Raw genomic sequence first — 21,609 nt, forward strand, 5'->3', positions numbered from 1 at the left:
CGAACCGGGCGTGTTCAGCCCGACCCCCCGGGGCTGAACTCCGACGACCCCCGCCTCCTCCCCCCCTGGCGGGGGTCGTCCCCTACTTCCGGTGCGCTAGCACCTTCTCCGCGCTGGCGCAGGCGCCGTCCCCGGGTACCGAGTTGTCCACAGGTTCGGCTCGTCGCCCTGGCGGACCGACCGCGGACGCCGCACGATCGACGGCGTGACCGACCTCGATTCAGCACTCCTGGTGATCCTGCCCGACGCCGCACTCTCCGATCGCGTCCGGCGCATCGCCGCCGCCGCGGGTCGGGAGTCGACGCACCTCGGCGCGCTGCCGGACCGCGCGCTGTGGCAGTCCTCGGACATCGTCGTGCTGGGAACGGCAGCTGCCGAACGAGCAGTGCGGGAACACCTTCCGAGGCATCCCGGTGTCGTCGTGGTGACCGACGGACCGGCGGACGTCGAGGCCTGGCAGAGCGCGTCGCGGCTCGGCACCTCCCGTGTGCTCGCGCTGCCGGAGCAGGAGGCCGATCTCATGGGGGTGCTGTCCGCGGCCGCACGCGTCCCCGTCGGTGGCGGTGTGGTCGTGACGGTGGTGGGCGGTTGCGGCGGCGCCGGTGCGTCCGTGTTCGCCGCGGCATCGGCCGTCGTCGCGTCCCGGTCCGGGCGCACCGTGTTGATGGACGGAGACGCGGCGGGCGGCGGGATGGACCTCGTCACGGGACTCGACGGCACACCGGGCCTGCGCTGGCCGGAACTGGTGATCGACGGCGGAACCGTCACGGCCGACGCACTGCATCACGCGCTGCCCGGGCGCGGCGATCTGGCGGTGCTCTCGACCCGGCGCGAGCAGACGAACACCATCACGGCAGCGGCCTGGCGCGCCGTCGTCGACGCCGGAGTCACGGCGGGCGAGGTCGTCGTGTGCGACGTACCGCGCGCAGGCCCCATTCACGAGATGTCCGTGCAGGCGGCAGATCTGGTGGTCGTGCTGGTCCCGGCGACGGTGCGGTCGGCCGCGGCGGCGCAGTGTCTCGCCCGGTCGATCACCTCGACATCGGCCAACGTGGGAGTGGTGGTCCGCGGTCCCGCGCCGTCCGGACTGACGGCCGCGGAGGTGGCCGACGTGGTGGGTCTTCCCCTGCTCGCCTCCGTGCGCCCCGAGCGTCGACTCGCCGCGATGCTCGACGGGCGTGGACTGGTCCTCGGCCGCCGATCTCCCCTGGCGCGAGCTGCCGGCGACGTCCTGGCACTGCTCACCTCGGCACCCACGACATGACGGGATGGGTGTCGACGGATCTGCTCGATCGCGTCCGGGTGCGCCTCGTCGACGCCGACCGGGATCCGACGCCCGCCCTCATCGCGGAGGCGCTCCGGGCCGAGGCGGGCGGCGTGCTCGGTGACGCGGATCTGCTGCGCGCACTGCATCTCCTGGACACCGAGTTCCGCGGTGCCGGCGTGCTCGACGCCGTCCTGCGCGAGCCCGGCGTGACCGACGTGTTGGTCACCGGACCCGACGACGTGTGGGTGGACCGGGGACAGGGTCTGCGGCGAGCCGGCGTCGGGTTCGGGGACGAGGCCGCCGTGCGCCGCCTCGCCCAGCGGCTGGCGCTGTCGGCCGGGCGGCGGCTCGACGATGCGCAGCCGTGGGTGGACGGTCGTCTGCCCGGAATCGATCCCGGGTCGTTCGGAGTGCGACTGCACGCCGTTCTCGCGCCGGTGGCGCAGGGCGGGACGTGCCTGTCGCTCCGCGTCCTGCGCCCCGCGACACAGGGGCTTTCGGCCCTCGCCGCGACCGGGGCGTTCGCCGACGGCGCCGAGGATCTGTTGCGCCGCATCGTGTCCGGACGCCTGGCCTTCCTCGTGGTCGGTGGCACAGGAACCGGCAAGACGACATTGCTGGCGGCACTCCTCGGCGAGGTGGACGCGGCCGAGCGCATCATCTGTGTCGAGGATGCCGCCGAACTGGCGCCCTCGCACCCCCACGTGGTGCGGCTCGTCGCCCGGCCCGCGAACGTGGAGGGAGTGGGCCAGGTGGGAGTGCGCGATCTGGTGCGTCAGGCCCTGCGCATGCGTCCCGATCGCATCGTGGTGGGCGAGGTCCGCGGTGCCGAGGTCGTCGACCTGCTCACCGCGCTCAACACCGGACACGACGGCGGTGCGGGCACCGTGCACGCCAACTCGCCCGACGAGGTACCCGCACGACTCGAAGCGCTGGCGGCCCTCGGTGGCATGGACCGGGCGGCGTTGCACAGCCAGTTCGCCGCCGCGGTGCAGGTGGTGCTGCACACCGCCCGCACGCCGAGCGGGCAGCGTGTGCTGTCGTCCATCGGCGTGCTCGAACGGGACGACCGCGGGCTGTGCACCGTGGTCGACGCCTGGTCGCGAACGCGGGAACGAGGTCCAGGACTCGACGCTCTCACCGCGATCCTGCGCCGACGGGAGGGGTCCGCGTGATGCTCGCGGCGGTCTGTCTCGCGGCGGCTCTGGTGGTGCTGCCCTGCACGGACGCGCGCCGGCGCCTCGGACCGGTGCGCCGACACTCGCTCGTGTCCGTGCGAGTGCCGGCGCCTGCCTGGATACCGGTGGCGGCAGGCGTGGCAGCGCTGGGCCTCGGTGCCGCGGTGGGCGCCGCGGTGGCCGTCGTGCTGGGAACCGTCGCCGTGCGGCGCGGCCGAGCCGCCGTGCGCGCGGACCGGCGGCGCGCGGGGGACACCCTGGCGGCGGCGCTCGAGACGATGGTGGCCGAACTCCGCGTGGGAGCCCACCCGGCCACGGCCTGCCGCACCGCTGCACGCGAGTACCCCGGGCCGGTCGGCACCGTCTTCGCCGCGGCCGCGGCTCGTGCGGAACTGGGCGGCACGATGTCGGATGCCGTGCGTGTCGGCGGACACGGGCCGGCGTGGGACCGGGTGGGTGCCGTGTGGCGCGTGGCCGAGGTGCACGGGCTGGGTCTCGCGGCACTGCTCGACGCGGTGCGCTCCGATCTGCGCGATCGCGGACGCTCGGCCCGGCGCATCGAGGCGTCCATGGCCGGCCCGCGCGCCACGGCGATGGTCCTCGCCGCGCTGCCCGCCGTCGGCGTCCTGCTCGGCCAGGCCATGGGCGCAGCGCCCCTCGCGGTTCTCACCGGAGGCGGCGCCGGCGGCATCATGCTGGTCGTCGGAGTGGCCCTCGCCTGCGCCGGGCTGCTCTGGACCGACGCCATCGTCGCGAAGGTGGCACCGTGACGATCACTCTCGTGCTCCTCGCCGCCGCGGTGCTCGCGCTCCCGCCCGCCGTCGGTGTGCGCGCCCGGCTCCGGGTGCCGGGCGCGAACGGTTCCGCATCGGTGGGGGTGGCGCCGACGGACCACCACGCCACCGCGGGCGCGTTGGACCTGCTGTCCGCCTGTCTCCGTGGGGGACTCGACATCGGCAGCGCATCCTCGGCGGTGTCCTCCGTCGCGCCCGAACCCATGGCGTCGGCACTGCGCCGCGCCGCCCAGTTGCTCACTCTCGGAGCGGATCCCGATGCAGCCTGGTCGGCGCTGGCGGCGCATCCCGACACCGAGTCGGTGGCACGCGTCATCCTCCGCTCGGCGCGGTCGGGAACCTCGATGGCCGACGCGACCGCCGAGGCGGCAGCCGATCTGCGCGTGCGGGCCGACGATGCCGCCGCTGCCGCGGGCGAGCGCGCCGGAGTGATGGTGAGCGGACCGCTGGGGCTGTGCTTCCTGCCCGCGTTCGTATGCCTCGGAATCGTGCCCGTGGTGATCGGGCTGGCCGGGTCCGTCCTGAACGGCGGGGTGATGTGACCCCCGCCCGAGAACGCCGAGGGGGAACGTCCTCCTCGGAACACGAAGGGGGAGAACATGAGCAAGTTCCTGACCGAGGTGGGCGCGCGCATCCTGATGGTGGCGCGGGAGGACGACGGGATGTCGACGGCCGAGTACGCCATCGGAACCATCGCGGCGGCGGCGTTCGGTGCCGTGCTCTACACGGTGGTGACGGGCGACAGCATCGTGACCGCGCTGACGTCGATCATCGACAAGGCGCTGCAGACGCAGGTCTGACGGGGGACTCGGGTCTCACGGGCGACAGCGGGGCGGTGACGGTCGAGGCGGCGCTGGCGATCTCGTCGATCGTCGCCGTCCTGGTGTTGTGCCTCGGTGCGCTGGTCACCGTCACCGAGCACATCCGGTGCATCGACGCGGCGCGGGAGGGTGCCCGGCTCTCGGCGCTCGGAGACGAGAGCGCGGTGACGTCGGCGACGGTGGTGGCCCCGCCCGGTGCGCGGGTGACGGTGTCGCGCGTCGGCGATCTGGTGACGGTGCGGGTGGAGGCGTCGTCGCCGCTGCCGGGGTTGACGGTGTCCGCGAGTGCGGTGGCGACGGCGGAGCCGACGGGTGGATGACCGCGGTTCGGCGACCGTGGTGGGGGCATTCGTCACGGCGGCGCTGGTGGTGGTGACCGCGGCGGTGGTCTCGGTGGGTGCCGCCGTCTCGGCCCGTCATCAGGCGCAGTCGGCGGCGGACCTCGCCGCGCTGGCGGGTGCCGCCGCACTGACGTCGGGGTCCGAGGCAGGGTGCGCAGCGGCGACGGCGTCGGCTGCCCGGATGGATGCTGTGCTGGACGGATGCGCGGTGGAGGAGTGGGACGTGCAGGTCCGGGTGCGGGTGCGGATCGCGCTGCTGCGCTTCGGGGAGAGGGACGCGGTGGCCTCTGCGCGGGCGGGGCCGGTGGAGCAGTGATCGTGGACCAGCACCTCGGTATGTCGGTCAGCGCGACTCGGCGAGCCTGCGTACTTCCGGTGCGACGGGGCGGCCGGTCTTCACACTGGCGGCCACGGCGGCTCGTGCAGCAGCCCGCCTCACAGAGACACGCAACTGGTGCCTCGGTGATCGTGGACTATCGACCCCGGATTCCGGGGCCTGGATTCCACGATCGCGCCAGCAGGAGCACGCCCATGCCGATGGTCCACACGTTCAGGGTGTCGAGGGCGAGCCGCTCGGTGACACCCGAGCCCAGTCCCCATTTCCCGGGGCTGAGGAAGGCGATGCCGCCCACCACGGCGATCGCACTGCAGGCGTAGGTGAATCGCGAGGCGACTCGACCGACGGATCGTGCAACACACAGCATTCCGGCGAGCTGCAGGCCGAAGTGCACCTGCGCCGCGACGGTGTGGGGGACCGGTGCGACGTCCATCGGGAGGAACCCGACGGCGCACGTCGCGAGACCGGAGAGCGCCACGAGGATCCACCCCGTCCGGGTGATGCCCACCGAGGGACGTACCAGGAGCGCCGCGCCCGCTGCGGTGGCGCCGCCCACGGCCACGAACGTCGCGTTCATGACGACGTGATCGGGCGAGCAGTAGTCGGTGCACGTCGCCGCACCGAGGGCGCTGATGACGTCGTCACGCCAGCTGTACGGGGTGGTCCAGGAGCGCGAGACGATCACCTGCATCGGCCAGTAGAGGACTGTGGCGATCCACAAGGAGGCGACGCTCCGACGCAGGGTCATGACACGACGGTAGACACCGGCGTCGTGACCGGCGCATCATGAGGTGAGTCACACGTGTGACGTGCGGTAACGCGCAACCGGGTTATCGCAGGCCGAGCATCGGGGGAATCGGAATGTCGAGAGTGGCGGACGTCAAGGACGAGGCACGATCGCGGCTGCGGTGGTTCGCGGTGCACGGAGTGGTGCGCTTCTTCGCCAAACGCGGCATCAAGATCGGTGACCCGCAGGCCAAGCTCATCGCCGATCCGGTGACTCGCGCGAACCCCGGTGTCGTCTACCAGGAGATTCGCGACCGGGGAAAGATCGTCAAGGGCCGCGTCGCCTACCTCACCGTCGACCACGGGCTGATCTTCGACCTCCTGCGCTCGGACGACTACCGCACCGTCGTCGTGGGCGGCAATCTCCCGAAGCCGCTGCGGGCGATCGAGCGTCGCACGCGAACCGCCGCTCTGCACCCGCTGGCGCCGCCGTCGCTGCTGTCGGTCGAGCCGCCCTCGCACACCCGCTACCGCAAGCTGGTGTCGTCGGTGTTCACCGCGCGCGCCGTCAACGCGATGCGCGACAACGTGCAGCAGGTGGCCGACACGCTTCTCGACGAACTCGTGGCCGCGGGCGGCGGCACGGTCGACATCGTGTCGTCGTACTGCGCCAAGCTTCCGGTCGCCGTCATCGGTGACATCCTCGGCGTGCCGGAGGCGGACCGCGACAAGGTGCTCGAGTTCGGCGAACTCGCGGCGCCCAGTCTCGACGTCGGTCTGACGTGGCCGCAGTTCCGCGAGGTCGAGCAGGGCCTCGAGGGCTTCGACCGGTGGCTCGCCACCCACATCGCGGGATTGCGCGACAACCCGGGCGACGATCTGATGAGTCAGCTCATCGCGGCGTCCGAGGACGGGGTGTACCTGAACGACCGGGAACTCCGCGCCACCGCGGGTCTGGTGTTGGCGGCAGGGTTCGAGACGACGGTCAACCTGCTCGGCAGCGGCATCAATCTGCTGATGAACAACCCCGACCAGCTCGCGCGACTGCAGGACGATCCGTCGCTGTGGGGAACGGCCGTCGACGAGATGCTGCGACTCGAGTCGCCGGTGCAGATGACGGCCCGCGTCGCGAAGGGTTCCGTCACCCTCGAAGGCATGGACCTCGAGGCCGGCGATCTGGTGGTGTGCGTCCTCGCGGCCGGTAATCGGGACCCGCAGGTCTTCGACGACGCCGACACCTTCGACGTCGGTCGGTCCAACGCCAACAAGCACCTGTCGTTCTCGGGTGGGCGCCACTACTGCCTCGGCGCCGCACTCGCGCGCGCGGAGAGCGAGGTGGGACTGCGCACGCTGTTCGACCGCTTCCCGCATCTGTCGTCCGCCGGCACCGGCGTCAAGCGGGACACCCGTGTGCTGCACGGGTTCCGCACGCTACCGGTGGCGCTCGGCGAACCGGCCACCGTGTCTGCCTAACCCTCCAGACAGGCGAGGACGGCGTCGAGCACGCGCACGGCGCCGTCCTTGTCCAACGGATCGTTTCCGTTGCCGCACTTGGGTGACTGCACGCAGGACGGGCACCCCGAGACACACTCGCACGACGCGATGGCCTCGCGGGTCGCGGAGAGCCAGGTGCCGATGACGGCGTGGCCGCGGTCGGCGAATCCGGCGCCACCGTCGTACCCGTCGTAGACGAAGACCGTCGGCAGACCGGTGTCGGCGTGCAGTGCCGTCGACACGCCGCCGATGTCCCATCGGTCGCATGTCGCGACGAGGGGCAGCAGACCGATGGCCGCGTGCTCCGCCGCGTGGAGCGACCCGGGGACACGTTCGGCGGTCACGCCGGCGGACTCGAGCAACTCCGGCGTGATCGTGTACATGACTGCGCGCGTGTGAAGTTCCTGCATCGGCATGTCGAGTTCCACGGAGTCGAGGATCTCTCCGGACGGCAGTCTGCGGAGGTATCCGACCACCTGGTGGCTCACCTGGACCTGCACCAGCGCGACGTCGACCTCCCCGTACGACTGCTGTTCGTGCACGTCCTCGATCACGATGTCGGTGATCTCGCGCGCCGAGGTGGTCCACTCGGGCTCCTCGGGGTGCACCACCGCGAGGCCTTCCTCGAAGTCGAGCGTGTCCACGACGAACGACTCGCCCTGATGGATGTGGACAGCGCCGGGGTGGGTCGTCGAGGGCGCGCGGCCGGCGTCGACGGTGCCGAGCATGCGTCCGGTGGAGCCGTCGACGATCGCGATCTGCGACCCGATACCGCCCCGGATGTCCACCGCCGCATGGGGGGTCGCGTCCGCGGTGATGTACCACCCGTGCGGCCGACGGCGGAGCAGACCCCGGTCCGCGAGGGACTGCGCGACGTCCTGAGCGCCGAGCTCGATCACCTCGTCGTCGGTCAGCGGGAGTTCCATGGCCGCGCAGAGCAGCTGTGGCCCCAGCACGTAGGGGTTGGTGGGATCGGTGACCGTCGCCTCGATGGGCTTGTTCAGCAACGCGGCCGGATGGTGCACGAGGTACGTGTCGAGCGGGTCGTCCCGGCCCACCAGGATCACCAGCGATCCCTGGCCGCGGCGACCGGAGCGGCCGGCCTGCTGCCAGAACGACGCGACCGTCCCCGGGAAGCCGGCGACGACGACGGCGTCGAGCCCCGCGATGTCGACGCCGAGCTCGAGTGCGTTGGTGGTGGCCACGCCGAGCAGGGTGCCGTCGGACAGCGACCGCTCTAGTTCGCGGCGGTCGTCGGCGAGGTATCCGGCCCGGTATGCCGCGATGCGCTGCGGCAGATCGGGATCGACGTCCGCGAGCAGCCGCGCGGTACCCAGTGCCGTCAGCTCCGCGCCGCGTCGGGAACGGACGAACGTCAGTGTTCGGGCGCCCTCGACGACGAGGTCGGCCATGATGCGTGCGGCCTCGGAACCGGCGGCGCGCCGGATCGGCGCCCCGTTCTCACCCGTGACGTCCAGAAGCGGTGGCTCCCACAGGGCGACGGTCCGGGGACCGTGGGGAGATCCGTCCTCGGTGATCTCCTCGCACGGTGCACCGACCAGGCGACTGGCCGCAGCCCCGGGATTCGACGCGGTGGCGCTGGCGAGAACGACGACGGGCGCGGCGCCGTAGCGCGCGGCGATGCGCCGGAGTCGTCGCAGGATCAGGGCGACGTTGGAGCCGAACACCCCTCGATACGAATGACATTCGTCGACGACGACGTACGCCAGGTTGCGGAAGAAGTGCGCCCACCGCTGATGGCCCTTGAGCAGCGAGATGTGCAGCATGTCGGGGTTGGTGAAGATCCACCGTGAGTTCGCCCGGGCCCACTGGCGCACCTCGAGGGGTGTGTCGCCGTCGTACGCACTCGGTGCGATGTCCGGCAAGCCCCGCGCGGCGAGCGAGTCCGTCATGTCCACTGCAGCCCGAAGCTGGTCTGCCCCCAGCGCCTTGGTGGGCGCGAGGTAGAGCGCGGTGGCGCGCGCGTCGGTCGACAGACGGGACAGCACGGGCATCCGGTACGCCAGCGACTTGCCCGATGCCGTGCCCGTCGAGACCACCACGTTGCGGCCCGACCACGCGAGCGACGCGGCCTCTGCCTGGTGGGTCCACGGCTGCGGGATCCCGCAGTCCTGGAAGACCTCGACGACCGCGGGCTCGAGCCACTGCGGCCATGCGGCGTACCGGGACTCACGTCCCGGCAGCTCCGCCGCGTGGGTCAGCGGAGACTCTCCCGGCGGCGTTCCCGCCAGCGCTCGTCCGAGCAGCATTCCGCCGAACGAGGAGGCCGGTGCGTCGGTCGTCGTGCTCACTGTCTCTCACTCCCTCGGTGCTCGTGTCGATCGTAGAAGAACGGGCGGACAGAGCCCGCGAGGATATTTACGAAGTTGTTGTCTCGTCGACTGTCGCGCCGCCGTCCGACGTGGTTCACTGTTCTCGGTCGCAGCTTCTGTGTTCGTTTTCACGCTCGCAGGATCTAATGTTGCGAGCGCGGTGCGTGAAGCTCTGCCCACGGGGTGACTCTTGGGGGGGATCATCACAGCGGTCGGAACCGGCCCGATGGACTGTAAGTGCCGTTCATCGCATCCGGTGTTCAAGAAAAGGATAGACAAGCATGGCACAGGGAACTGTGAAGTGGTTCAACGCCGAAAAGGGCTTCGGCTTCATCGCACCCGAGGACGGCTCCGCTGACGTCTTCGTCCACTACTCCGAGATCCAGGGCAGCGGCTTCCGCACCCTCGAGGAGAACCAGCGCGTGGAGTTCGAGGTCGGACAGGGCACCAAGGGCCCCCAGGCCACGGGCGTCCGCGCCGTCTGATCTCGATCGGACAGTCTCTACCGACACGTCCCCCGTCGCCTTCCGAGGTGGCGGGGGACGTCTCGTTTCCGTGACACTGCGTCGCGGACACCACGCCGGCGGGGCGTTCGTGGCTTACTGTCGCGATCGTGAGCCAGTTGTCCTTCTTCTCCGCCGAGTCGACGCCGCCCGACGCGGCCGACCTCGCCGGGCTGCTGGCTGCGCAGGGTCAGCCCGTGATCGTGTCCGGGCGCACGCGCATCTCCGTCGTCGTCGACGCCACCTGGCGTGCCCACGCGGTGGCCGACCTGATCGAGTCGTGCGGCTTCGACGCCGAGATCACGACGACCGACAAGGGACGGCCACTGGTCCGGACCGAGCCGGTGCCCGAGCTGGCGTCGCTCGCCGCGGAGTGGGTCCGGGGAGCGGTGAAGGCGGTGCCCGGGGGTTGGGTGCCCGGACCGCGCGCCCTGCGGGCCTGGGTGGTCGCGGCGGGACGGCAGGAGGCAGGCGGCGCCCGGTTCGTCCTCGGACTCGATCCGCACGCCCCCGACACGCATCCGGTGCTCGCCCAGTCGTTGATGCGCGCCGGTGTGGCGCCGACTCTGGTGGGAACCCACGGAGGGACGCCGGCACTCCGGATCACCGGTCGACGTCGGGTGACCAGGCTCATCGAGAACATCGGCGAGCCGCCACCGGGCGCTCTCGCCGCGGGCGGGTGGCCCGTCCTCGTGTAGAGGAAGAGGGGGACTCGGACGGAGGTCACCGATGGTCGATGGGCCGCGGTGTCACATACGAGTTGCACGTGTGTGTCACTCTGTAGTGTGTCGGCTTCGAACGGTTCGGGGTATCGACGCAGGTGAACGGGTTCCCTCTCGCGGGGACCAGGAAGGTTCGGCAGCAGGTGGCAGCAGGAGACAGCACGGGGAACTCGTCGTCCGGCGCGTCCGGGCTTCGGCGTCTCGTGATCGTCGAGTCACCCACCAAGGCCAAGAAGATCGCGCCTTATCTGGGCAAGAACTACGTGGTCGAGGCCTCGGTCGGGCACATCCGAGATCTCCCGCGTGGTGCTGCAGACGTTCCGGCCAAGTACAAGGGCGAGTCCTGGGCTCGTCTCGGTGTCGACGTGGACCACGACTTCGAGGCTCTCTACGTCGTCAGCCCGGAGAAGAAGGGCAAGGTCGCCGAGCTCAAGAGCCTGCTCAAGGACGCCGACGAGCTCTACCTCGCCACCGACCCCGACCGCGAGGGCGAGGCCATCGCGTGGCATCTCCTCGAGACGCTCAAGCCGAAGATTCCGGTTCGACGGATGGTCTTCCACGAGATCACCGAGCCGGCCATCCTCGCCGCCGCCGCCGACACCCGCGAACTGGACACCGACCTCGTCGACGCCCAGGAGACGCGCCGCATCCTCGACCGCCTGTACGGCTACGAGGTCTCGCCGGTGCTGTGGAAGAAGGTCATGCCGAAGCTGTCGGCGGGCCGCGTCCAGTCGGTGGCCACACGTGTCATCGTGCAGCGCGAACGTGAGCGCATGGCGTTCCGATCGGCCGAGTACTGGGACATCTCGGCGCAGCTCGACGCGGGCGCCGAGGCGACGCCGCGGGCGTTCGGTGCGCGCCTGGTCAACGTCGACGGCTCTCGTGTCGCGTCGGGACGCGACTTCGGTGCCGACGGCAAACTCAAGTCCGAGGGCGTCACCGTTCTCGACGAGGCGCGCGCACGCCGGTTGTCCGAGGCTCTGGACGGTGTCGATCTGACCGTCGCGTCGGTCGAGTCCAAGCCGTACACGCGTCGTCCGTACCCGCCGTTCATGACCTCGACCCTGCAGCAGGAGGCCGGGCGCAAGCTCCGCATGTCCTCCGAGCGCACCATGCGTATCGCACAGCGGTTGTACGAGAACGGCTACATCACCTACATGCGTACCGACTCGACGAACCTGTCGGCGTCGGCGATCGATGCCGCACGTCGTCAGGCCACCGAGCTGTACGGCCCCGAGTACGTGCACGACACCCCGCGGCAGTACACCCGCAAGGTGAAGAACGCGCAGGAGGCGCACGAGGCCATCCGCCCCGCCGGTGACTCCTTCGCGACGCCGGGCCAACTGCACAGCTCGCTGGACACCGACGAGTTCCGCCTCTACGAACTCATCTGGCAGCGCACGGTCGCATCCCAGATGGCGGATGCGCGCGGAACCACTCTGTCGCTGCGCATCTCGGGCACCGCGGGTACCGGTGAGGAGTGCACCTTCGCCGCGTCGGGACGCACCATCACGTTCGCCGGCTTCCTCAAGGCTTACGTCGAGAGTGTCGACGACCAGGCCGGCGGACAGTCCGACGACGCCGAGTCCCGGTTGCCGGTTCTGGAGCAGGGACAGGCGGTCACGGCCACCGGTCTCGATCCCGACGGTCACACCACCAACCCACCGGCCCGCTTCACCGAGGCGTCGCTCATCAAGACGCTCGAGGAACTCGGCATCGGTCGCCCGTCGACGTACTCGTCGATCATCAAGACCATCCTCGACCGCGGATACGTCTACAAGCGCGGTAGCGCCCTGGTGCCGTCGTGGGTGGCGTTCTCCGTGATCGCGTTGCTGGAGGCGCACTTCGGCCGGTTGGTCGACTTCGACTTCACCGCAGGCATGGAGGACGACCTCGACGCCATCGCCGGTGGCCGCGAACGACGTGGAGACTGGTTGTCCGCCTTCTACTTCGGCGGTGAGAACGGCACGGAGGGGTCGGTCGCACGGTCCGGCGGACTGAAGAAGATGGTCGGCCAGAACCTCGAGGACATCGACGCCCGCGTCATCAACTCGATCCACCTGTTCGACGACTCCGAAGGTCGCGACGTGCACGTCCGCGTCGGTCGCTACGGCCCGTACCTCGAACGGATGGTGCAGAACCCGGACGATTCCGACGGGGATCCGATCTCGCAGCGCGCCAACCTGCCCGACGACCTGCCGCCGGACGAGCTGACGCTCGAGTTCGCCGAGAAGCTGTTCGCGACTCCGCAGGAGGGTCGCAAGCTCGGTGTCGACCCGCTGTCGGGTCACGAGATCGTCGCCAAGGAAGGACGATTCGGGCCGTACGTCACCGAGGTCATCCCCGAGGAGCCCGAGCCCACCCCGGACATCGTTCCGGTGGAACAGCATTCGTCCGACGGGGGCGGCGGCACCGCCGTGGCCACCAAGGCGGCGAAGAAGGCTCCCGCCAAGAAGGCCGCGAAGAAAGCGACCGCACCGAAGCCGCGAACGGGTTCGTTGCTCAAGTCGATGGATCTCGCGACGGTCACGTTGGACGACGCGCTGAAGCTGCTGTCGTTGCCGCGCGTGGTGGGCGTCGATCCCGAGAGCAAGGAAGAGATCACGGCGCAGAACGGGCGCTACGGTCCCTACCTCAAGAAGGGCACCGATTCCCGCTCGCTGGCCACCGAGGACCAGATCTTCACCGTCTCCCTCGAGGAGGCTCTGAAGATCTACTCCGAGCCCAAGCGTCGCGGACGTCAGGGTGCGGCCACGCCGCCGCTGCGCGAACTCGGTGTGGACACTGTCAGTGGTCAGCCGATGGTGATCAAGGACGGCCGCTTCGGTCCGTACGTCACCGACGGTGAGGCCAACGCCAGCTTGCGCAAGGGCGACGAGGTGGGCACCATCACCGACGAGCGGGCCATGGAACTCCTCGCGGATCGTCGCGCTCGCGGGCCCGTGAAGAAGAAGGCCACCAAGAAGGCGCCGGCGAAGAAGGCTCCCGCCAAGAAGGCGGCAGCGAAGAAGACGCCGGCCAAGAAGGCTCCCGCGAAGAAGGCGGCCGCCACGAAGACCGCTGCGAAGAAGACGCCGCCCGCCGAGTCCTGAGGACCGCACCTGTCCGCGATTGCCCCTAGCGTTCTCCTCACACACGAGGAGAGGGGCACATCATGGCGGGGACGCACACATCCGTGGGGCCGTCGGTCGACGTCACGGGCGAGAAGCTCGATCTGGTCACCATCCTGGCCGATCAGCGCGGGATGCTCGCGATCACGGCGCGGGGGATCACCGATGAGCAGGCGCGTCGGCGCACGACCGTCAGTGAGTTCACGCTCGCCTCGCTGATCGCGCACGTCGCGTCGGTGATCCGCGGGAACGTGACCATGCTCGAGGAGCGCGACGAGAACTCGACCGTCGACTTCTCGGGATCGGGCGAGCCCGAGGTGCCGGAGTCGATCGAACAGGTGCTGGCCGAACTCGACTGTGCCGGCCGAGCGCTGGAGCAGTGCATCGCCGCGCTCGGCAACCTCGACGACCTGATCCCGCAACCCACCGCACCGTGGGCGCCGGAGCGCATCTGGTGGACCGCGCGGCGCGTACTGCTGCACCTGTTGCGCGAGATCGCCCACCACAGCGGGCACGCCGACATCCTCCGCGAGGCTCTGGACGGGCAGTCGACGATGGGTGTGGTGGCGGGTGACATGGGGTTGGAGTTCTAGGCGCGATTGCCGTCCTGGACGCGCACCTCCCCGCAGTTCGCGACCGTCCCGTGCCTGCGCGTACTGCCGAGGGGTGCGCGTCCTTCTGCTGCTGTGAGCGCTGCGCGGAGACGATCGGCGAGAGCCGACGTCGCCAGGTCGTTCCACGTCCACCGTTCGATCCGCCACTCCAGTGAGCGCAACCGGTCCTCGCGCAGTTTCTCGGCGATCACCACATCCGCTGCATCCCCGTACTCGCGGTACTTCGCAAGCCCGTCGAACTCGCCGATCACTCCGTCGAACAGGAAGTCCGGCCGTCCCACGAAGCGTCCGCGCTCGTCGAGGACGTCGCATTGGAGCGCAGGAGCGGGGAGGCCGTGCCGGTGCAGGTAGACCCGGCTCTGAGACTCACCCACGCTCTCGGCGCCACCGTCCATGAAGGCGATGGCCCGCCGCGCCCTGTCGATCCCGCGACGACCGTGCGCTCGGGCCAGCGTCGCAGCCAGATCGTCCGCCGATGTTCGGCGCAGAGCAGCATCGCCGGAGCAGACCGAGGACTCGAACGGCCGACTACAGGCGAGGTCGACGACTGTTCTGGCGAGCGAGGTGACACGCACCCCGTCGACCGTCGTCACGTCGTCCGGGTGCAGTGGCGATGCGTGCACGACGCGCGACGTGCCGGCCCGACCACCGCCGGATCGATTCGCCGTCAGGTGTGCTCGACGATCGATGTCGGGCCACAGGTCGATGCCGTGGACCAGCGCTGCCGAGCTGTGGCTCACCACCAGATCGCTGTCGGAGGAGAGGACGGCGGCGCGTAGCTCGAGCAGTCGGCGGGTGCGGTCGTCGGACAGGTCGGTCGTCGCCGGATCGACGTAGACGCCGCGGCGCACGGGAACGATCGAACCGGACCGGACAGCAGCGCGGACCTCACCGTCGGACACGCCGCGTCGTCGGAGATCGGCTCGGGGGATCAGAGACATGTATCGAAGGGTGCGCGATCCGGCCGTCGAGTCGTCGGCCGTGATCCACAGGCTGGGGATGGAGAACGTACGCGCACCCCTCGGCAGTTCGCGACGGTCCAGGGCCTGCGCGAACTGCTGCGAGATGCGGGGTCGAGCCCACCCCTGGAGCGGTACTCTCACTCTCGAACCACTGACCTACTTCGGGAGTACTGATGGCCGGCGGACTCGTAGCCCTGCTCGACGACGTGGCAGCGCTTGCCAGGCTGGCGGCGGCGTCGATCGACGACGTCGGTGCCGCGACAGGCAAGGCGACGGCCAAGGCCGCCGGTGTGGTCATCGACGACACCGCCGTGACGCCGCAGTACGTGCGCGGCCTCGCCGCCGAACGTGAGCTCCCCATCGTGCGGCGCATCGCCCTCGGGTCGCTCCGTAACAAGCTGCTCATCATCCTGCCGATCGCGCTGCTGCTCAGCCAGTTCCTGCCGTGGCTGCTGACGCCGATCCTCATGGTCGGCGGTGCCTACCTCAGTTACGAAGCGATGCACAAGATCTGGGGCGCCGTCTCCGGTCACGGCGCTCACGATCACGAGGAGGACGGACCTCGCGACGAGGACACCGTCGTCGCCGGAGCCGTGCGCACCGACCTCATCCTGTCCGCCGAGATCATGGTCATCGCGCTCGACACCATCGCCGCCGAGGGTTTCTGGAGCCGACTGATCATCCTGGCCGTCGTCGCCGTGGTGATCACCGTCCTCGTCTACGGCGTTGTCGGTCTCATCGTGAAGATGGACGACATCGGTCTCCGGTTGGCCGACACCTCGTCGGGCATCGCGCAGACCGTCGGGCGCGGCCTGGTCAAGGGCATGCCCAAGGTCATGGCGGTGCTGTCCGTGGTGGGCACCGCGGCGATGCTGTGGGTCGGCGGCCACATCCTGCTCAACGGCATTGACGAGCTGGGCTTCCACCCGATCTACGAGTTCGTCCACCACATGGAGGACGCGGTCCACGACGTCGCCGGTATCGGGGGTGTGCTGGCCTGGATCGTCAACACGCTGGCATCCGCGCTGATCGGTCTCGTCGTCGGCTCGATCGTCGTGGCCGTGATGACCGGGGTGTCCTCGTTGCTGGCCAAGCGTCGCGGTGGGGCTGTCGCACAGGAGCACTAAGATCTTCTCCCATGGCGGGAGTGTTCGAACGGCTGGTCGGTCAGCACGAGGTGGTCGCCGAGCTGTCCGACGCGGCGGCGGCTGCGCGTGAGGGTGACATCGGTTCCCGCATGACGCACTCGTGGCTGTTCACCGGGCCTCCCGGGTCCGGCCGCTCCATCGCCGCTGTCTGCTTCGCGGCTGCGCTGCAGTGCACGGATCCGGACGTCATCGGGTGTGGCCACTGCCACGCCTGCACCACCACCATGCACGGCACCCACGGCGACGTGCGCCGCATCGTGCCGCAGGGCCTCAGCATCTCGGTCAAGGAGATGCGCGAGGTGGTGCAGATGGCAGCGCGTCGCCCCACCACGGGGACGTGGCAGATCGTGGTCATCGAGGACGCGGACAGGCTGGGTGAGCGCGCCTACAACGCGCTCCTCAAGGCGGTCGAGGAGCCGCCGGCCCGCACCATCTTCCTGCTCTGCGCACCGTCCGTGGATCCGGAGGACATCGCCGTCACCATCCGCTCGCGCTGTCGGCATGTGGCTCTGGTGACGCCCAAGCCCGACGACATCGCACGCGTACTGCGGGAGAACGACGGCCTGGACGAGAAGACCGCCGCGTGGGCCGCCTCGGTGGGCGGCGGACACGTGGGCCGCGCGCGCCGCTTGGCGACGGACCCCGAGGCACGCGAGCGACGGCAGCGGGCACTGGGCATCGCCAAGGCGGCGCTCCGCCCCGCCACCCAGTACGCGGTGGTCGAGGAACTGGTGAAGGCCGCCGAGTCCGACGCGGTGCAGATCAACGCCGACCGCGACGAGCGGGAGACCGACGAACTGCGGACGTCACTCGGCGCCGGCGGCACCGGCAAGGGTGCAGCGGGCGCGCTGCGAGGATCCGCCGGCGTGCTCAAGGAACTGGAACAGCGGCAGAAGTCGAGGCGCACTCGAACCGGTCGAGACTCGCTGGACCGGGCACTCATCGACCTCGCCGGGCTGTACCGCGACGCTCTCGCACAGTCGTACGGCGCCTCGTCGACGATGACGCACCCCGACATGGAGGACCAGGCCCGCGGCCTCGCCTCGGTGTCGACTCCCGAGTCGTTGCTGCAGTGCATCGAGGCGATCCTCCGGTGCCGCGAAGCTCTGGAGATGAACGTCAAGCCCAAGTTCGCGGTCGACGCGATGGTCGCCACACTGGGCGCGGCGGCCCGCTGACCCCCGTTTTGGGTTCGGGCGGGGGGACCGGTTAAACTTGCGATGGCTCCTCCGGGAGCCGCGCCGCCTTAGCTCAGTCGGTAGAGCATTTCACTCGTAATGAAAAGGTCAAGAGTTCGATTCTCTTAGGCGGCTCCACAACGTACCCTGATCAGCGGTTATGCGATTCGCATGACCGCTTTTTCAGTCCTGGGTGCGCCCGAATGAAGTGCCGTAGGTCTGTGGAACACACGGCGGCACCGCTTTGACCACCCAGTATTCAGAACCGACCTTTTCATCCAGACTGTAAAGGTCCCCGGCCCCGGCGGCTCTGACCAGCGCTTTCAGTCTCGATGACACGAGGGTGACACGATCCGTAACGGGACCCGTTGGGGTGCGGACGTGCGGGGACTCACGGTGGTCCGATGTGACGGTGTACCGCTGCCGTGCCGAGCCGGATCCGTGCGACATTTTTCGAGTGCGTTCGCCGCCGAGGACGCACCCACCTTGTTCTGCTTGTCGATGGAGGATTCCGCCCACGAGTGCGGCGCCCTGGTCACTGCGTTGACCGTCGCCGTCACCGACGCCCTGGTGGACCGGGCCACCGCCACCCCCGCGCAGGGATCGTTGCCGGCGGGTCGGCTGCGGGCGCCGGCGAACTATGTCCTGGATGAGGCGGCGAATGTGGTGCGGTGGCGGCAGTTGCCGAACCGGTACAGCCACTTCGGCTCCCGCGGCATCACAGCGGAGCCGGTATATCGGCGCCACGGTTCCGTTGACGGCCGCACCTCAATCCCTCAGGGGCACAGCAAGTGGTCGGTGCCGACTAAGCCTTGTTGGCACTGCTCACCCGGCTGCGTTCGCATTCTCCTCATCGTCGACAGCGTCGAAACGAAACCGAACGGCGTCGCCGTGCGCTGGGAGGTCCTCGGCGCTGGCCAGTGCGATGACGTGTCTGGCCACATCGCTCAGGGCTTGCTCGGAGTAGTCGACGACGTGGATGCCTCGAAGGAACGACTGAACGTTCAAGCCCGACGAGTGCCGCGCGCACGCTGCTGTCGGAAGTACGTGATTCGACCCTGCGCAGTAATCACCCAGGCTCACCGGTGACCAAGCGCCGACGAAGATGGCCCCGGCATTGCACACGCGTCCCGCGACCTCTCGTGCGTTCTCGGTCTGAACCGAAAGATGCTCAGGGGCGTAGGTGTCGACCACGACGAGGCCGTGGTCGACATCGTTGACGAGGACGATTCTGGACTGCCGGCCGCTCAACGCGCTGGTGACTCGATCGCGGTGCCTGGTTTGCGCCAGTTGCCGATTCACAGCCTCGTCGACCGCGTCGGCGAGTTCGACAGCATTAGTCACCAGAACACTCGCTGCCATGGTGTCGTGTTCTGCTTGGCTGATGAGGTCGGCCGCGACGTGTACGGGGTCGGCCGTCGCATCGGCGAGTATCAAAATCTCGGTGGGTCCGGCTTCTGCGTCGATTCCCACGTGACCGCGGCACAACCTCTTGGCCGCGGTGACGTAAATGTTCCCCGGGCCGGTGATCAGATCCACCGGTGCCAATTCGTCATCGTCGGTGTCTGTTCCGCCGTAGGCGAGTAGGGCGACACCTTGAGCGCCGCCGACCGCCCAGACTTCGTCGACACCGAGCAGGTGCGCCGCGGCGAGGATCGTCGGGTGGGGGAGGCCATCGAACTCCGCTTGAGGGGGTGAGGCCACGACGATCGATCTGACGCCGGCGATCTGGGCGGGTACGACGTTCATCACCACCGACGACGGGTACACGGCTGTGCCGCCGGGGACGTACAGCCCGACGCGCTGGACCGGTACCCACCGTTCGGTGACGGTTCCTCCCGGCGCGACATTGGTGGTGCTGTCTGTAGGGAGTTGATCAGCGTGCACTCGCCGGGTGCGGTCGATCGCTACTTCGAGAGCATCGCGCACATCGGCAGGAAGCGTGTCGAGCGCCTGGACCAACGCGTCCTGCGGGACCCGCACGCGGTCCGGACGTACTCCGTCGAAGCGTGCACACATTTCGAGCGCTGCGGGGACGCCGCGGTCACGCACCGCGGCGACTACCGGCCGGACTTGGTCCAGAACGCTGTCGACGTCTACAGCGCCGCGCGGCATGGCCTTGCGCAGTTCGGCGGTCGTGGTGATTCGGTGTCGTAGGTCGAGACGTTCGAGTGCGATGCGGGTGGACACGATAACTCCTCGGTGGCAGAGCGGCGCGCGGTCTATGTGGTCGCGTCGGCGGGTGGAGCCAAAACATTGGCTGCGCAGACGCAGACCACCATGGCGATGATCGGGAGCACGAACGCGGTGTTCAGGCCCACGATGTCAGCGAGCCAGCCGACGATGGCGGGGCCGGCGAGCACCGCGAGATATCCGGCGCCCACCACACGAGAGAGTTCCTTGGCGGACGCACCCGGAGTGTTTCCGGTGGCGGTGAAGACCTGAGGAACACAACCCGACAACCCCAGTCCGAGAATCACCCAACCCACGCAGGTCACAGCCAGCATCGGCGAAAGCACCACGATCGCGAGTCCGGTGATCGCGAGCACGGACCCGAGACGCAGGACGCGCACCGGGCCGGTGCGCGCCGCCACTCGGTCGACGGTGAATCTGCCGACCGTCATCGCTGACACGAAGCACGCCAGAGCCAGTGCGCCGGAGCTCGGTGAGCCGGCGAGGTGCTCCTGGGCGTGGAGGCTGCTCCAATCCATCGCTGATCCCTCGGTCAATAAGAGCAGGAACGCGAGTGTCCCCAGCAGGACGAGGCGGACTCGTTGCCGCGGTGCGGGCGGAGACCCCGGGTCACCCGCGTCCTTCGGTCCGGTCGTGGCAGAGGCAGTTGTCGTTCTCCGGAGCAGTGTGGGTGCGGCCGCGGCGGCCATGATCAAGGCAAGGGCGGAGACGGTCAGAGCTGTTGCAGTGGTGCCGATCCCCACCGCGAAAGCCGCCGCGCCGAAGAGTGCGCCGAGCACGTTCCCGACGGAGAACATCCCGTGGAAGGACGCCATGATGGGTCGCTCGTAGTCGCGCTCGACCTCGACCGCAGCGGCGTTCATGCCTACTTCGCCGATGCCCACAGCAATACCGAGTATCAAGGCCGCGCCTGCGACCGAGGACCACGTCGTCATCAGCAGAGGCGGCAACAAGGCCAGTGCCATGGCTGCCGCGCCGGCCAGTGCGACACATCCGCTTCCCCACCTGTCGACCGCGTATCCGCTGGCCTGCATGCCCGCCAATGCGCCCACGCCGAGGATGAGCAAAATGATGCCCATGCTCGACGTCGAGGCGTCGATGGTCGCCTTCACTGACGGCAGGTGAGTGGCCCAGGTGCCCAGGACCAATCCGAAGGCGACGAAGACGCCGAAGACTGCCACTCGTGCGTGCAGCAATCGTCTGTCGGCTGTTGTCGTGGAGGTGCTCATGTGATCAACGGTCCTAGGTGAGGATGCGACCTTTCCCGAAGGTGGTCGCGAGGTGTCAGGCGAATCGGGGGAGTGCCATGCGGTGGGGCGTCTTGCGCTCGTACGGCATGCCGGTCTGCCACTGGATCAGTTCGAGAACAAGACCCCAGGTGGTGCGGAAGTAGGCCCACTTGAGGCCGTCCATGTCGTCTTCCTCACGGATGACCTCGGAGATCGCGTCGGTGTCGTCGCGCGCGGTCAGCTCGGCCCCTGCGGTCTCGATGTCGTCGACGTGCAGGCAGAGGTGCCATCCGCCGGGATCAGCAGGACGGGGTGCGGCGTCGGGAATCCGAACTTGGCGGTTGGTGTATTCGAGCAGCTCGAGGTTGAAGGAGTCGCCCAGCACCAAATTCGCTTGCCGCAGTGTTCCTGCTTCGGGTGCGGTCTCCCCGGGCCAGATGTATCCGAAGTCGTTGTACGGGCCGGCCTGGATGACGACGTCGAATCCGAGGGCGTCGACGAAGAACGCGACGGCTTCCTCGAGGTTGGGGACCGCCAGTCCGACGTGGTCGAAAGCTCGTTCGACAGTGATCACAGCTGCTCCTGATGTGGTGGTTCGCTCGTGAGTAGCTAACTAACAGAAGTTAGCTACTTGATGATATGGGTTGACCTTTGCGATG

Annotated in this window: 20 protein-coding genes, 1 tRNA gene and 1 pseudogene; 16 read left to right on the forward strand and 6 right to left on the reverse strand. The window is 69.1% G+C overall.

Annotated features, from left to right (window positions below; genetic code table 11):
- Positions 1-205: 205 nt before the first annotated feature.
- The 7 genes from ssd to BR07_RS0118585 are packed head-to-tail and all read left to right on the forward strand — an operon-like array spanning position 206 to position 4,717.
- On the forward strand, positions 206-1,264 hold the full coding sequence (gene ssd / locus BR07_RS0118555) for a septum site-determining protein Ssd (protein ID WP_027506703.1): 1,059 nt from the start codon (positions 206-208) through the stop codon (positions 1,262-1,264).
- Positions 1,261-2,442 (forward strand): TadA family conjugal transfer-associated ATPase, encoded by a 1,182-nt coding sequence (locus tag BR07_RS0118560; RefSeq protein WP_027506704.1) that lies wholly within the window; start codon positions 1,261-1,263, stop codon positions 2,440-2,442. Before ssd ends, BR07_RS0118560 begins: the two co-directional genes overlap by 4 nt.
- Positions 2,442-3,215: a type II secretion system F family protein gene (locus tag BR07_RS0118565; RefSeq protein ID WP_037186587.1), complete on the forward strand. Its 774-nt coding sequence runs from the start codon at positions 2,442-2,444 to the stop codon at positions 3,213-3,215. Before BR07_RS0118560 ends, BR07_RS0118565 begins: the two co-directional genes overlap by 1 nt.
- Complete coding sequence (locus BR07_RS0118570) at positions 3,212-3,781, forward strand: type II secretion system F family protein (protein WP_027506706.1); 570 nt, start codon at positions 3,212-3,214, stop codon at positions 3,779-3,781. The genes BR07_RS0118565 and BR07_RS0118570 overlap by 4 nt, the downstream gene beginning before the upstream one ends.
- A 57-nt stretch (positions 3,782-3,838) precedes the next feature.
- Positions 3,839-4,039: a DUF4244 domain-containing protein gene (locus BR07_RS0118575; RefSeq protein WP_027506707.1), complete on the forward strand. Its 201-nt coding sequence runs from the start codon at positions 3,839-3,841 to the stop codon at positions 4,037-4,039.
- Between the two features lie 35 nt (positions 4,040-4,074).
- Positions 4,075-4,380, forward strand: coding sequence for a TadE family type IV pilus minor pilin (locus BR07_RS0118580; protein ID WP_197027832.1), 306 nt, complete (start codon positions 4,075-4,077; stop codon positions 4,378-4,380).
- On the forward strand, positions 4,373-4,717 hold the full coding sequence (locus tag BR07_RS0118585) for an Rv3654c family TadE-like protein (protein ID WP_037186496.1): 345 nt from the start codon (positions 4,373-4,375) through the stop codon (positions 4,715-4,717). The genes BR07_RS0118580 and BR07_RS0118585 overlap by 8 nt, the downstream gene beginning before the upstream one ends.
- Positions 4,718-4,874: 157 nt before the next feature.
- Here BR07_RS0118585 and BR07_RS0118590 read toward each other — a convergent pair whose 3' ends face one another.
- Positions 4,875-5,486: a DUF998 domain-containing protein gene (locus tag BR07_RS0118590; protein WP_027506709.1), complete on the reverse strand. Its 612-nt coding sequence runs from the start codon at positions 5,484-5,486 to the stop codon at positions 4,875-4,877.
- Between the two features lie 113 nt (positions 5,487-5,599).
- On the opposite strand from BR07_RS0118590, the gene BR07_RS0118595 reads away from it, so the two are divergent.
- On the forward strand, positions 5,600-6,937 hold the full coding sequence (locus BR07_RS0118595; protein WP_027506710.1) for a cytochrome P450: 1,338 nt from the start codon (positions 5,600-5,602) through the stop codon (positions 6,935-6,937).
- On the opposite strand, the gene BR07_RS0118600 is transcribed toward BR07_RS0118595, so the two are convergent.
- On the reverse strand, positions 6,934-9,228 hold the full coding sequence (locus tag BR07_RS0118600) for a DEAD/DEAH box helicase (protein ID WP_027506711.1): 2,295 nt from the start codon (positions 9,226-9,228) through the stop codon (positions 6,934-6,936). The two genes, BR07_RS0118595 and BR07_RS0118600, sit on opposite strands and share 4 nt — an antisense overlap.
- A 344-nt stretch (positions 9,229-9,572) precedes the next feature.
- Here BR07_RS0118600 and BR07_RS0118605 point away from each other — a divergent pair, with 344 nt between their 5' ends.
- The 4 genes from BR07_RS0118605 to BR07_RS0118620 all read left to right on the forward strand — a co-directional run bounded on the left by BR07_RS0118605 (position 9,573) and on the right by BR07_RS0118620 (position 14,219).
- The gene (locus tag BR07_RS0118605) at positions 9,573-9,776 is read left to right on the forward strand and encodes a cold-shock protein (protein WP_005248460.1); all 204 of its coding nucleotides are present in this window, start codon (positions 9,573-9,575) and stop codon (positions 9,774-9,776) included.
- 128 nt (positions 9,777-9,904) lie between these two features.
- On the forward strand, positions 9,905-10,492 hold the full coding sequence (locus BR07_RS0118610) for a hypothetical protein (RefSeq protein ID WP_027506712.1): 588 nt from the start codon (positions 9,905-9,907) through the stop codon (positions 10,490-10,492).
- 167 nt (positions 10,493-10,659) lie between these two features.
- Positions 10,660-13,608, forward strand: a complete 2,949-nt coding sequence (topA, locus tag BR07_RS0118615; protein WP_027506713.1) for a type I DNA topoisomerase — start codon at positions 10,660-10,662, stop codon at positions 13,606-13,608.
- Positions 13,609-13,670: 62 nt separating this feature from the next.
- Positions 13,671-14,219: a mycothiol transferase gene (locus tag BR07_RS0118620; RefSeq protein ID WP_027506714.1), complete on the forward strand. Its 549-nt coding sequence runs from the start codon at positions 13,671-13,673 to the stop codon at positions 14,217-14,219.
- Here the strand turns inward: BR07_RS0118620 and BR07_RS25450 are convergent.
- Positions 14,216-15,343: a type IV toxin-antitoxin system AbiEi family antitoxin domain-containing protein gene (locus BR07_RS25450; RefSeq protein ID WP_051613565.1), complete on the reverse strand. Its 1,128-nt coding sequence runs from the start codon at positions 15,341-15,343 to the stop codon at positions 14,216-14,218. The genes BR07_RS0118620 and BR07_RS25450 overlap by 4 nt on opposite strands.
- A 32-nt stretch (positions 15,344-15,375) precedes the next feature.
- Here BR07_RS25450 and BR07_RS0118630 point away from each other — a divergent pair, with 32 nt between their 5' ends.
- From BR07_RS0118630 to BR07_RS27700, 4 genes and pseudogenes are all read left to right on the forward strand, one after another.
- The gene (locus BR07_RS0118630) at positions 15,376-16,329 is read left to right on the forward strand and encodes a DUF808 domain-containing protein (RefSeq protein WP_027506715.1); all 954 of its coding nucleotides are present in this window, start codon (positions 15,376-15,378) and stop codon (positions 16,327-16,329) included.
- Between the two features lie 11 nt (positions 16,330-16,340).
- Positions 16,341-17,528, forward strand: coding sequence for a DNA polymerase III subunit delta' (locus BR07_RS0118635; RefSeq protein WP_027506716.1), 1,188 nt, complete (start codon positions 16,341-16,343; stop codon positions 17,526-17,528).
- Between the two features lie 62 nt (positions 17,529-17,590).
- Positions 17,591-17,666 (forward strand) — tRNA-Thr (locus tag BR07_RS0118640).
- 363 nt (positions 17,667-18,029) lie between these two features.
- Positions 18,030-18,251 (forward strand): annotated as a pseudogene (locus tag BR07_RS27700) (TraM recognition domain-containing protein); the annotation flags it as partial.
- 102 nt (positions 18,252-18,353) lie between these two features.
- On the opposite strand, the gene hisD reads toward BR07_RS27700, so the two are convergent.
- The 3 genes from hisD to BR07_RS0118655 form a co-directional block, all read right to left on the reverse strand.
- Entirely contained in the window at positions 18,354-19,643 is a 1,290-nt protein-coding gene (gene hisD, locus BR07_RS0118645; RefSeq protein WP_051613584.1) for a histidinol dehydrogenase, read from the reverse strand.
- 107 nt (positions 19,644-19,750) lie between these two features.
- Entirely contained in the window at positions 19,751-20,950 is a 1,200-nt protein-coding gene (locus BR07_RS0118650; protein ID WP_051613566.1) for an MFS transporter, read from the reverse strand.
- Positions 20,951-21,005: 55 nt separating this feature from the next.
- On the reverse strand, positions 21,006-21,524 hold the full coding sequence (locus BR07_RS0118655; RefSeq protein ID WP_027506719.1) for a VOC family protein: 519 nt from the start codon (positions 21,522-21,524) through the stop codon (positions 21,006-21,008).
- Positions 21,525-21,609 lie beyond the last annotated feature (85 nt).

Origin of the sequence: Rhodococcus sp. UNC23MFCrub1.1, assembly GCF_000686025.1 — a bacterium.
In the GTDB taxonomy this organism is placed as follows: Bacteria; Actinomycetota; Actinomycetes; order Mycobacteriales; family Mycobacteriaceae; genus Rhodococcoides.